Source organism: Bacillus sp. CCB-MMP212, assembly GCF_022748145.1.
In the GTDB taxonomy this organism is placed as follows: Bacteria; Bacillota; Bacilli; order Bacillales; family Bacillaceae_G; genus Bacillus_A; species Bacillus_A cereus.
The window spans coordinates 1-12,786 of record NZ_JALDQE010000008.1; the positions used below are offsets into that span (position 1 = coordinate 1).

A 12,786-nucleotide genomic window follows, 5' to 3' on the forward strand; every position below is an offset into this window, starting at 1 on the left:
CCAAGTGATACTAGGTCATTTAAGGTTAACCTAATGGCTTGCAATCACCGTTTTTCCTTGCCCCCTTATGGGCGCACGTAATCCCCATAGCACGCATTAACCTTTGTCCTGAAGTTATTCGGATCCTTACAACCATCTGGATTTAAATGATTCTTACTTCTTGAGAACTCAATAGCTGTTTCTTCTGAATAGCCACCCTTTGCTAAAGCGTAACTAATAAAACCTTCGCCAAAGTTGTAAGACTGCAAAGCGAGTGCAATGTCACCATTGGCCTTTCCTAGTACATCTTTAAATTCCCGTACACCTGCTTCTATAGAAATATTGGGATCTTTAATACACCCTACACGAGCATTTCCCTTTACACCTATACAAGATGAGCTCATGTCTCCATATTGACCCTCTGAAGCCTGCATCGGGTCATTTCCTGCTCCACCTGATTCCTGCATCATTTGGGCTGCGAGAATACCAACATATTGAGCAACACCATGTTTTTCTGCCATTTCTTTAATTTTAGGAAGGTATCCTGTAACTTTTGCATTAAGGTTAACAGGCTCTCCACCAGGACTCACATTACCTACACACATACCACCAATAAATCCACCAGTAGTAGGAGCAAGATGTCCATACATACCTTCTAACATCCCGGCTTCTAATATCTCACGCGCACGCTCTTTTTGACTTTTACTAAACTTTGCGAGTTCCATCGCTTTCTCTAGCCCATGAGAAGATGTTGTCACTTTTTTACTTCCACTCGCATTAATCTCATCTATTTTTTTCTTAAAATCTGTATCTCCTAATATCTTTTTTACATCTGGTCCGGAGTAACTTTCAGATTTTGTTTTTTGCATCTCCTTTTTCTTTTTTTCGCAAGGACCATTCGGTCCTGCCTCACATACCTCTTTTTCCGTATATTCTTCATATTGGATATCCAAGAAATATGATATAGCATCGTGCGGATCTTTACCAGTCAAATCATTATCGTATCGCGCCATATCAAATGCGACAACCTCTTTCCAATCCACATTCAGTGCCATTGAAACTTCCATATATTTTTTTACTTGTTCCTCTGTCTTACCTTCATCATCGGTAAAAGGTACAAAAGAGACTAAAATCACACACACAGCAATAATTACTCCCATAATCAAAGCGGCAGGTACTCCAACCGCTGCCACAACAGCACCCAAAATTTTTAATATACCTGCTCTTAGCATTTTTGCAGCAGCTTTCGCTGCCGCCTTTCCTGCTTTTCCTGCCAAGTTTGCCATCTTCCCACGCGCTTGCATCCCTTTTTTCTTAATAAAGTGGGAAGCTACATCTTTTAAAGGATTACTTTTTTTCTGTTCATTTGGATCGTTAGGATTTTGACTCATAGACTTATCACACCATATTTTCCATTTTGAGAATTTCTTCCTCTTCGCTGTGCTAAGCGAGGGTTTGGCGCAAATGGAATCAGATTTTGTGGGTCATGTTCTGATAAATTTAAATGCGTCTCTGTACGGACTACTTCGTCCTGTGTTTGTGTTACTAAGATTTCTTCTCTTGGCTTAATACTACTGTCTTTCACTTCACAAGCTCTTTCTATCCTTTGGTTTGCCTGTAAACGCGTATCTCCTTTTCCGAATGACGAAATACGTGACACTGTACCGTCTGTTGTTGTCGCAACCATGTAACTACGATCTCTTTCTACAACCATTTGTACATTCTTATAGCCACCTTGGTCTAAATCAGACATATAGAAGTGACCATTGTCTACTTTGTGATTGACCGTAAGTGGTGGTTCATTAAATACCGGTTTCTGTTGTAACGGTCTTTGATTTTGGTTTCCTACTAATTGATTTGGATTTACATTGATCGAGCGATTGATATTGATTTTTCCACCACTTGAATCTTGTATATAAGCCGGAGATGCTTTCGCACCATTACGATACTGCGTTAATTGTCCATCTGAAATATTTAAGTCCTGATATACGACTTGTCCAGATCGTATACTGCTATCTCCACTACCATAACGAGATACAACTTGCGTCATACCACTAGCGTCTTTTGCTTCAATCCAAGATTTATTATTTGTCGTCACAAGACGTACGGCACCTTTTACAACCGATTGCGCGCCTGTATGATCTGTTGTTGTCGGTACCATCTGTTGAATTTCCTGAATCTCTTTTGCTTCTGTACGAACTGCACTGTTATACGGATTATGTTTACTTACCATACGTGCAGTTGCTTGATAAGCGCCCGCACCACCAATAACACCTGCAGCGTAACTTAAGCCTTTTGTCACATTATAGTGACGCTCTGCTGCATTCCCACCTAATGATGTATTAACAGCAGCAGTAGTCCCACTTATCACTCTTTGTACTGCATTCCCTCCGGATTGTTGTACAACACTCGCAGCACTAAAGTATGCATTTGATACCGTATCAATGCGATCCGCAAGCATAAGGTGTTTCGCACCTTCTATTACACTCATGCCAAGTTTTGTACTTTGCTGTGTCATACGTCCCACTGCAGATGTTGGGATAGACATTTTACCAGCACTTTGTGCAATATTCGCTACACTTGTTGATGCATCTGCATAAGAACGTTCAATTTCCGCAACGGAAAGATCGCCTGCACGTGCTATACTCGCTTGCGTTTGTGTCGCTGCATATACAGTTTTATTAATTGCGCCACCCGTCGCAACACCATGTGAACGAACACCTTGAATCGCACTAGTAATTCCAGGACCTACTTGTTGGCTCACCGTTCCAAGACTTGCATGGCTTTGTAAACCTTTCGTTAATTGCGAAGTAAAGGCATCTTTACTAATATACGATTGATTATGTAGACTCTTACCACTCGTATCTTTTGCCTGTACGGGCATCGCTCCCGCTTGTACTGCCGCTTGTTGTGCGACTGCTTTAAATTCATTTCCTTTTTCATTCAGGTGCGACTGCCAAGCTTGCTCTTTTTGTGGTTGAGACATAGTTGGAGACAAGTTTTTCATAAAGCTTGCCTGTTGTTCTGCTGCATAGCCTTGTTTAAAGGATTCTGTAGAGGCTTGTATCAGGTTCCCAACATTACTTACTTGTTTTGCTTGCTGGCTTCCTGTTCCACTTGTCAAACCGTGCGTTTTCACACCGTTGACTGCCTTCTGAATGCCTGCCACACTAGATACACCCATAGCATTTAAACCAGGATCTTTTTGTAACTGTTGTGATAAATGAGAAGCGAAAGCTTCTTTATTCGCATAGTTTGTACCGGCTTTTTGCTGTACAATACCAGCTGATTCCGCCGCTTGTTGCGCATGATTTTGAAATCCCTGTACTTTTTGATCTAAATGCTTATTCCATGCTGCTTCTTTTTCTTGTTGCGGCATATCTACCGGGAATTGTTTCATAAATCCAGCCTTATGGTCTGCACTATACGCTTTCTTAAATGCAGCAGTAGAAGCACCGACAAGAGCACCTACTTGTCCCATATTTTGATGGCCACTTTCTAACGTTTCTCCTTTTACATCCTCGACTGCTTTTCCGACTTTTCCTAATGCAAGTCGAGAAGCAAACGCATCTTTATTCACATAGGATTTATCAAACAGATTATTTCCTTGCTTATCCTTCGCATTAACTGGCATAGCTCCCACTTTTGTTGCCGCCTGTTCTGCGTGGTTTCTAAATCCTTGTACTTTGGTGTTCAGATGGTCGTTCCAGTGTTTCTCTTTCTCTTCTGCTGACATATTTTCTGGTAACTGACTCATAAACGTATCTTTATGGTCTGCCCCATACCCCTTTTGGAATGCATTCGTTGCAGCGTTAACTAAATCTCTAGCATTTCCATATGGTGTAGCGGTTTTCTTCATATTTTGTAAATCTTGTTTCTGCTGATTTGAGAAACGAGACATCTGATCATTGTTGGTTTTCGCTACTTTTTTAGCAATCTCTGCATCGGAAGCACTAGGGAATGCTTGTTTTAAGCGACTTGCAACTGCAGAATCGGGATTATCCGCTTTCCAATTTTCAAAATCTTTTGTAGCTAAATCCTGTGCGATATCTTCATCGGTTAGTTCTGGATAAGATTCGTCATTTAGATTTGAATACGTATCCGCACCCTTCTTTACACTCGAACCAATATGTTTTCCTAAGGCTACAGCCCCTTCGCCAACTGCAGCAGCAGATCTTCCAGTAACTGCACCAGTAAATCCGCCCGCTTTACTGCCAGCGAATGTCCCTATTGCCATTCCTTCTGGTCCAAGACCAGCTCCTGCTGTCATACCTGCAAGTCCACCAGCCGCTTTACCAATTGAACTTCCAATTTGACCAGCTTTTAACATACGAGCTGCACGAGATGTTGTACCAACATCTGTCCCTAAATTCGCTCCTAATGCATCTTTCGGGTTATCAGCATCTTCTTTTGTCTTTTCTTTATCCCCTTTATCACCAGGTTTTGCTTTTGAATTACGATAGTCATCACGAATACCTTTAACCAGTCCAGCCACACTTGCTAAAGCACCCATACCCATCATCGTACCTGCTCTATGAATACCACCTGATGCATTGGTACTAAGGCCAATAAAACTTTTCACAATCTCACCTATTGGGATAAACATAGCAAGTAAAATTAATTTGATTAACGGACTATTTGCTGCTCCAATTAAAGAAATAATGAGCCATAAGGTAATCGCATGAATTGCTTGTATGATCACCGCTCCTATAAATTCACGTATCCAATATAATGTCTGTTGTTTCTTTTGTGGAAATAGCCACATACCTACCATTAACGGACCAATTAACATTAAAACGTATAGTGACACCGCTCGCATTAAGTAGTAAAAGTTTGCCCAGACGATGAGACCAGCTTCTATAAACAAACCAAATATAATAAACATATAGTCATTTTCATGACCTTTCAAACCCAGCTCAGTAATGGTAAGTCCAGCCCCACCAAATCCAGGTTGTAGAAATTTAGTACCCTTATCTGGATCAAAATCCCCCCCACTTGCTACATTAACAGCGTCTCTAAACTCTATTATTATCCAAGAATTGATTTCAAATATGAGTGTATAGAAGTAATCGAGGTGCCAAAGAAAAATTGAAATGATCATCAAATCCTTCGCATACTCTATTAATGCTGTTCTATTATTAGGATTAATAGCTGTTGCCGAATATTTTGCCGCCGTAATAACTACACTGACAAGGACACAAAAAGCAACAAGCTTGAACATGACAGGCATGCCTGTGTCTAATACTTTGGTTAAAGAATTACCTGAAAATAAGAAATCTAAGTTTGTCCCCTTTCCTTCTGTTCCCTCTCCTCCAAACACTAAAACTGGCAGCGGATCCAAAGTTGCATACACCGGACTAAGAAAAGCCTTTACTATAGCAATAATTAAGCCTCCGACCCACTCTACTATTTTCTCAAGCATAATTTCACCTTCCTTGTTAAGAGTACGCTATTATCCTGCGTACCCTTGTACTTTCTTCATATTGTTTAAAAGCTCTTGTAGTACCGCTTCATTCGATTCAATGAACATCATTTCTTTGTCAGATGGATCAGTTTGAATCCAAACCGAACTATCTCCTACTCGGAAAATCCCTTCTCCTTTTCCAGGGTTGTTGAGAATAATATCAAGCTCCCCAGCAGTTAAGTTAAAATTCTCCTGGATCTTTTTCTTATCAATCTTATTTTGTTCTAAGAAGAAATAAGAGAAAGTAGATTGCAAGATACCACGAGCTTTTACATTTTCTAAAATACGAACGAAGTCCTGACTCGCCCAACACATACCAGCATTTCTTTTACGTGAACGACGTGCTACTTTTTCCAAGAAGTTAACCGTTTGTTCATAGTCGATAAACTGCCACATCTCATCCACATATAATACTTTTCGCTTGATAGCGTGTTCTGGACTCTTAATCCAATGCTCCCAAATATAGTTCAAGATAACGTGGAAAGCGATTGGTTTTAAGAATCCTTCTTCTAAATGACTAATATTAAAATTAACAACACGAGATTCATTTAACTGTGTTTCTACACCACGGCCAAAATGACTTTGTCCATCAAATAATGGTTTTGAACCATCGCGTAAGAATGGACGAATCGCAGCAATTAACTCTTCTGCTTTCACATCGTCTCCATGATGTTCTACTATGACATCGTAGATTTCTTTTAACTCTGGTTCTGGCTTTCTCACTTGAGACTGAATTAATTGTCCATCCACCTTCTTCACTTCATCTGTATATAAAGATGAAGGGTGTGAGGTAATACCATGTTTATCAAACACTTCACGAATTGCATCTTCTAGCATTGTACGCTGGAATACATTTAATCCTGGTTGATCAAAGTCTTGTCCGCGAATAATAATGTCAAAGAATCCAAGTATTTCATTAATTTTCTCTAAAATCGGTACAAATCTTACATACTTCACGCCATCACGCTCTACAAGTTCTTTCTTATCATATTGTTCAAGTGCTTCTAGCTCTTCATCTTTATCCGTAATCTGAAGTTCTGTTACAGCGATTGCACAAGGATTGATAATGATATTACTTTCAGGTGAAATATTTAAATTAATGCCACCTAGACGTTTTGTAATTTTTACGAATTCTCCTTCTGGATCGATAATCATTGCATGCGTATCTGCAAGTGACGTTTCACGAGCTAACTTCATTTTTAAAAGTAAACTTTTTCCGGAACCTGAGATCCCTGTTACACCTATGTTATAGTTTGGAGGACGATAATCTACATTCCCGAATGAATTTAAAAATTCTACTTGCCCAGTAATTTTGTTCTTTCCTATTGGTATCCCACCATTAAACCTTCCGGAACCTGACACAAAAGGTGCAAATGTACATAACGCACGTCTATCGATATTTCGATAGGTATCTTGTAACGTATTTAGTGCTCCTAGCGGCATAACAGCTTTCAAACCACTCTTCACACGATTCCAAGTACTTGCTATCTTAAAGTGAGATGCTTGCATTTCATCTTCAATATACTCACATAAAACGTCCAATTCTTTCTTTGATTCTGCATAAGCAACACCCATTGTACTCACCATATAGGAGTCGTTTTCATTGAACTGGATTTCATCCATTAAATTGTTTGTATCTTGAATTTTTGCATCTAAGTCTTTTTCTTGGTCAATGTTGCCTCGTGTACGTTGGAAAGAAAGGTTGGAACGTAACATTGTCAGCTGCATATCTAATGATCGCATTGCTTTAGCTTTTGGTTCTTTATGAATATCGATCATGACATCCACTTCCCCAGCCGAAGTTAACATGTTGAGCCAATTGGTTTGCATCATACGCGGGTACCCATCACGTGGAATATAAAACGGACGAAAGAACGTATTACTTCCTAAAGATTGTTTAATGACCCCATAATCTTCTGCATCAATTTTCATTCCTTCTGGAGCAATAACATCAAACACCGTTGTTTGATTGTCTAATTGCGTCGGTATTTCCTCTTCTTCCAACTCTTCCTCCTCTAGCTCCAATTCGTCTCTCTCTTCTGCTTCTATTTTTTTCTTTTCCTTTTTCTTTTTTCCGAACAACTTCATGTTTACGCCACCCCGTTATTTGATTTTTCTGCTTTTTCTTCCGCTAGCACTTTCTTCATTAACTCTAGTTTTCTTTCATTCGTTTCCCCTGTTGAATAGAGGGAGAAATTCTCGTTTTCAATTAAGTCCTGGAAACGAGCTTTTATAGCTTTACGACGGTTAAATGCTACGTATAAAAGTTCTATTAATTTATCTTTCGTTAACATTTCTACATTAATTTTTGCTTTCGATAGTAGATTTCGAGATGCATTATAACGACGATATAGTTCGTTAAATGCCTTATCTACAATCTTTTCTTCTAACTCGTCCTCTGTATCAGCCGTAATCGTACTAATATCAACCTTGTATGGATAAATTAAATAACGTTTTTGTTCATATCGAGGTTGCGAACGTTGCCAGTACTCTAAGTTATCAATAACTTCTTGACCATATAGAACCGTCTCTGGTGTAAGGTCCTTCGCACCTTTCATCGTTTCTGTCATTTTTCGTACAGGATCTGTTAAATCTACAAACTTACTTTGAATATATACTTTCGTATTAAACTCTAATGTGGTTAACCATGATTCAATTTTGATATCAATTGCTTCTTGTTCCATATTGGAAAGTAAATAATAGTTAACTGGATGTGCTTCCGCAATTAGGACAAATGTGTCATCATAATACCGAATCATGTGATTATCAATTTCCTTAATGTCTTCTACAAAAGTACGAAAGAAGTCAACATTATCCTCATCAATTTCCGATTCAGCAGGCTTATTTTTTTTATTTTTCTTTCCAGCTTTTTCAGTAGTGTGTTTCTCTACTCCACCTTGCTTTTTCCCCTTTTTCTTAGAACCAAACAGCGGTTTTCCATTCATTTTCCGATAAAAGAAAAATCCCACAATGGCTATCGCCGCAAAATATATCATTTCTAACATTTACAAATTCTCCTTTGCCCATATAGTTGGCTCGTACCCTTTTCTCCACTTACCTTTTTCGGAGCGGCTACGCATTTTAATAATTAAATACTTATCTAGATACATGTGTTGTTTTTCTTTATATATAAATGCAAACGCTATAACACCTATTACCGTTGGTAGTGCTAAAATTAAGCAAATAAAAAATGCTACTACTGCATCAATAGGTGCAAATAGTCGCCATAAAAATGGTACATATAAATAAAGGGATGCTCCGCCACCCAATAGATAAATCAATTGGCGCTTGCTCAGCACACCTAGTAGTGTTTTTTGTTCCGAAGTCATATCAACAGGAACGGTTACTTTTCTCATTCTTTTTCCTCCCTTGTATAAGAGAAGCTCTCCCCAAATCGAGGAGAGCTTGTACAAACTCTTATGTTAGATTGTCGTAACCCAAGCAGCGATATCGTACGCTTTGATCATTACAAAGCCTCCAATTGCTGCGCAAGCTAAACCAATCATAGCTTGTGTACGGTTTTCAGGATTCTTCCCTTGTGCACCAGATAGTTTAATAGCTGCAAATACAACGCAAGCTGCCACCCAAATTCCCCCAAAACCAATTAAGGTTTTCACCAAAGTGTTCATGCTTTTTTGAACGGTTTCAGCATTGGCACCACTACCACTACCACCAAGACCCTTCGTAAAGCTACTTTTTGCCAATAGGAAATCTCCTACTGATGTTGTCATAAGTTTTGCAGACAACCAATTCAACATAATTCCTGCACCTCCAGGTGTGTTTTTGCTCGCAAAACGCAAAAAGACCTCAATACACGCACACGTCCCCTAAGGACATGGCGCATATTGAGGTCTTCTCTTATATGCGAACTGATTAATTTTATATTTTTATTGTAAAATCTTATTACTTTTATATTATATCAATGCGATTTTAAAAAAACAAGTCCTTGTTTACACCTTTATTTCTACCCTCTTTGTTAGGATCGTACCATACTATAAGAATTTAAAAAATATTACCGTCCTTAAGACCTAAAGCATTCATTTCTTCTTTCAGTGAGCAACATGATTCTATTTTATCCATTTTGGAATTTTATCTATAAGGGTATGCGCTTCTTTTTTCTTATTCATTTTAATCTCTCCAACAACTTATTATGCTCCTTAATAAGAGTATACTACCTATTAAGGAGTGTCTAAGCCTTGTGTTTATCAAACTATTCATTAGAAACAAAAAACAGGTAATTGTGCGTTTTTCACAAGTACCTGTTTTTCACTACTTCTATCTACTCTTTGTTTCTTAAAATTTTATTAACCTTTTCGACACTTAATTCAGTGGCTTCCGCTATCTTCTCTATAGGTACACCTACTTTAATTAAATTATGAATCATTTCTATTCTTGCTTCTATTGCAGCTTTTTCTTCTGCTGTCTCTATTTCTGATATTCTATCTTTTATTGCCTTCTCTCTCGCCTCATATAAGCGTAAAAAGTCTTTATCACTACTTAAACGCTCCCAATCCTCTATTTCCTTTTTCAAAACTGGATCTTTTTCCATCGCGATTCCCTCCAGGATTGTAGTTAATTTCTCATCTTCATATGCAGGAAATAATAATAGCCAACGTGCTAATATATCCTCCCATGGATCCATTCGATCTTCTTGCCATTCTCGAATTACTTTTGGAATCTCAAGAAAGTGCAATTGCATATTCTCTGAAATTATGTGCTCCGATTTTTTGTTCATGACTACACCGACATTATGAAAGTCCTCTTCTTCTGGAAACAGAATGAAATCCACTATATTAATACAAATAGTTGGTCTTAATTCTGTATACTTCATTCCCTGAGTCATTTGAGAATAATACATGCCAGCCCAGTAGAACAAAGATCGCTCGATCATGTCTTTTTTATCGCGAACCTGTATCTCTATATTTAATTTTATACCACTATTAAGGGTAGCTCGCAAATCTAAAATAGACAATTTATCATCCTTTTGTTCCCTTGGAAGATGTGGATCATCTAAATGCAAAGAAATAATTTCCTCATCTAAAGAGGATTGTAATACCGCATTAAGAAAACCAATGAGTATATTCTCGTTTCCTTCTACTCCAAACAAGCGCTTGAAAGCAAAATCAACTCGTAAATTTACTAGACCTTTTTTCATAGATGTATTCATATTCTCTTCTACCTTTCTTTTAGTTAATTTAAATCCTCTGTGGTAATTGGATATAAGAAAAAGATAGAATTACAAACTCTATCTTTTCCATCTACCTATTTATGAAAATACCAACCTACTTTATGAGTTTCACAATCTCTGAAATACAGGTTTAAATCCCGCTTGCATTGCATCATCCAGCCCCTTACCTTGTGCTGGGTTCCATGCAGCTATGATTACGTTATAGTCCTCTGTCTTTAACTTTGTCGCAAAGTCTATAAGAGCTTTTCTTACTTTTTGATTCTCTACTAAATCGGCATCAAACGCTAAATAGACATTTTCTACACCCATATCCTTTAATACAGGCATAGTAATTCGCCAAGCATTTACACCAGGAATCGCAAGAACCGTTGTTCCTATTTCAGAAAGCTCCTCTTTATTAAATCTCTCTGGAAGCAAATCAGCAACCAGATCTGCTTTCATAGCTCCCTCTGTAATCATTACTGATTTAGTTTGATGAAGTATACCAGAATTCCAATGTTTTAAATGAGAACTTGGTACCGCCACATGCACAGGAAGTGGATTTTCACTACCGCCTGCCCCAGTTCCATGATTTTTGTTTGCTGATGAGAGCCAGAGATATTTTTGCCCTTTATGTATCTTTACAACAATTTGTCCCTCTTGAAATGGAATCTCTACCTTTTTGCTCACTTCTAGTTCGCCTTCAAAGATACAATCACCATTTTTAGTTATCTTCACAACATTAGGCTGTTCGATTAATTCTGCTTGAACTCCAGTAGGTGCAGATTTCACATGAACGGAGTTTTTCACTTCATCCACACGAACCTGCCATCCAACAATTTGATTGTACTGATTCCGAAAAGGAATTAATATACCAGGAGAGCCTGACATCAAACGAAGAGAAAGTTGACCTTTCTTCATCTCATAGAAACCCGGGATTCCCTGCCAGCAATTTTTATTCCCCATCTGTTTAAATAGCTGCTCCCAAACAGTCGTATACGTATTATCCTCCTCTAACACAATTTGTTGTTTTAAGAAAGAACGATATTGACGTACTTGTATTTGTTCCTCGCTCATTTTTCTATCTCTTAATAAATGTGCATGATGATGCTCTTGTAATGATATGAACTCCATTAATTTACGATTAAACACATTTAATTCCTCATTACTTTTCTTATCATGAATCTGAATTTCATCCACCTCAGGCAATTGATATTTATCTTTTCCTTTTATGTAGTGAATGTAGCTTGGATTACCCGTGTTTTTTCCATAAATCCATTTACTTTCTACACGTGTACATGCTACCTTATCTTGCGAAACGTGCAGCATACAATTACCTGTATCATAACAAACTGGACAAGGTATACGATAAAACTCCCACCAGCTACCTCTCGGATAAGCACTTGTTAAACGGAACTGTCCTTTTTGAATGTTATAATTCATTTTTCCCCACTCCTTATATACTGTTTATTATATATGGGACTATTACTTCCGTTAAACTTTTTATAATTACATTAGGATATAACGTATAATCACCTAATGGATATACAAAAGGATATGCATTACAAACTAAATAATCATTTCTATGTTCTTGATCTTGCAAATCCGATTCTACGTATGCTTCAAATGCTCTAGCAAACATCTTGTGATTTGTAGACTAATACTTTTTGCTTCTCTTCTTATCTAACTTAATTGTTGTATCACAAAGTACATAGACACTTTCGCTCGATAAGACATTCCATCAAATTTTCCACCTATTTTTCATAAAAATAAGCCAACATTTGTGTAAATCTCTTGAATTCTTTGTCAATCTTACGTTCCATACGTGTCTTTATTGCTCCTGATAAAATAAAAGATAGAAATTCATAGTAATTCTTCACTACGGATTTCTGTCATTCCCTCTGACTACATATTTCCATATGGTTCTGTAAATTATTCATTACGATACGCTGACACCTGTTAAAGAGAATACACCCTCTTTTATCGGATTAAGTGCTTGTAATGCACGTAAACTTTGAATAGGACCATCTGGATGTGCAGAATAAAATAATGATACTTCATAACAGATAATCATAATTAAGTCCCCTAAATAAAAATTTTTTCCCAATGTGATAATGGGTTCTCCAATCAAACAGATTTGGAAACAACACAAAAAGGACTTCTTCAAGTCGATTAA

7 protein-coding genes and 3 pseudogenes are annotated in these 12,786 nt (G+C 37.7%); all 10 read right to left on the reverse strand.

Annotation, left to right across the window (positions count from 1 at the left end; genetic code table 11):
* Positions 1-77: 77 nt before the first annotated feature.
* A pseudogene (locus tag MRP26_RS20960) lies at positions 78-1,370 on the reverse strand (lysozyme family protein); the annotation flags it as partial.
* A complete protein-coding gene (locus MRP26_RS20965) occupies positions 1,367-5,401 on the reverse strand; it encodes a TrbL/VirB6 family protein (protein ID WP_242806830.1) in 4,035 nt (1,344 codons plus the stop codon). The pseudogene MRP26_RS20960 and the gene MRP26_RS20965, both read right to left, overlap by 4 nt.
* 30 nt (positions 5,402-5,431) lie before the next feature.
* Complete coding sequence (locus MRP26_RS20970; protein ID WP_153582259.1) at positions 5,432-7,531, reverse strand: VirB4 family type IV secretion system protein; 2,100 nt, start codon at positions 7,529-7,531, stop codon at positions 5,432-5,434.
* 2 nt (positions 7,532-7,533) lie between these two features.
* Positions 7,534-8,448: a hypothetical protein gene (locus MRP26_RS20975; RefSeq protein WP_197241590.1), complete on the reverse strand. Its 915-nt coding sequence runs from the start codon at positions 8,446-8,448 to the stop codon at positions 7,534-7,536.
* Positions 8,449-8,799, reverse strand: coding sequence for a PrgI family protein (locus tag MRP26_RS20980; protein ID WP_016090329.1), 351 nt, complete (start codon positions 8,797-8,799; stop codon positions 8,449-8,451).
* Positions 8,800-8,865: 66 nt separating this feature from the next.
* A pseudogene (locus tag MRP26_RS20985) lies at positions 8,866-9,287 on the reverse strand (hypothetical protein).
* A gap of 435 nt (positions 9,288-9,722) precedes the next feature.
* Positions 9,723-10,610 carry an Rpn family recombination-promoting nuclease/putative transposase gene (locus tag MRP26_RS20990; RefSeq protein ID WP_242806832.1) on the reverse strand — a complete coding sequence of 296 codons (888 nt, stop codon included), beginning with the start codon at positions 10,608-10,610 and terminating at the stop codon, positions 9,723-9,725.
* A 129-nt stretch (positions 10,611-10,739) separates the two neighbouring features.
* Positions 10,740-12,053, reverse strand: a complete 1,314-nt coding sequence (locus MRP26_RS20995) for a DUF3854 domain-containing protein (RefSeq protein ID WP_242806834.1) — start codon at positions 12,051-12,053, stop codon at positions 10,740-10,742.
* Positions 12,054-12,066: 13 nt separating this feature from the next.
* Positions 12,067-12,457, reverse strand: a pseudogene (locus MRP26_RS31095) (LPD1 domain-containing protein); the annotation flags it as partial.
* Between the two features lie 92 nt (positions 12,458-12,549).
* Positions 12,550-12,684: a hypothetical protein gene (locus MRP26_RS30800; protein WP_000582546.1), complete on the reverse strand. Its 135-nt coding sequence runs from the start codon at positions 12,682-12,684 to the stop codon at positions 12,550-12,552.
* Between the last annotated feature and the right edge of the window lie 102 nt (positions 12,685-12,786).